The sequence below is a fragment of the Bartonella vinsonii subsp. arupensis OK-94-513 genome, from assembly GCF_000278235.1.
Classification (GTDB): domain Bacteria; phylum Pseudomonadota; class Alphaproteobacteria; order Rhizobiales; family Rhizobiaceae; genus Bartonella; species Bartonella arupensis.
The window spans coordinates 75040-75596 of record NZ_JH725039.1 but is presented as its reverse complement, the minus strand read 5'-3'; the positions used below and the strand labels follow the sequence as shown (position 1 = coordinate 75596).

At 37.3% G+C, this 557-nt stretch carries 1 protein-coding gene; it reads right to left on the bottom strand.

The features are described 5' to 3' along the window. Nucleotides 1-272 precede the first annotated feature (272 nt). Nucleotides 273-557 (bottom strand): autotransporter outer membrane beta-barrel domain-containing protein (locus tag ME1_RS07360; RefSeq protein WP_004865009.1); only part of this gene is annotated, 285 nt, incomplete at its 5' end.

Genomic DNA, 557 nt, shown 5'->3' with positions numbered 1-557 from the left:
AATACACAATGGAATTTCTTTTATTCTATGCGAAAAAAAGCTGCTGAAAACTTTTACCATGCGCTAAATATATCTTTCCCCTCGCCTCTGTCACGAGGCAAGAAGGCTTTGATGAAGAAATTCAGATTTTAACATGTAAAGCTAGTGCAATGCGCCACCTTTACATTGAAAGTGTCTATTATACCTTACATTTTTAATAATGTAGAAAAGATATGCGGCGCTGTTTATCTTTCAGCGCCGCTTATGTTTTAAAAAATAGAAATTAAAGACTTTTAAAACTGATAGCGTAATCCACCGGAAACATTTATTCCAGAGAGTCCAGCTCTTTGGAGTTTTTGTTGATAACTCACATCGCCATGAAGAGCGATATTTTGAGACAGTTGTGCATTCACACCAAACCCACCTTCAATAGAAGATTCCGCAGAATCAAGAAGGAAAGTATCACCAATTTGTATTTTGCCTTTATCCCCAAAAGCTTTCATGACATTCAGTTTCCCATAGAGCGAGAGAGCATAGTCTTTGTCAGCAGGTATTAGCATTTGTGTTAAACGTCCACC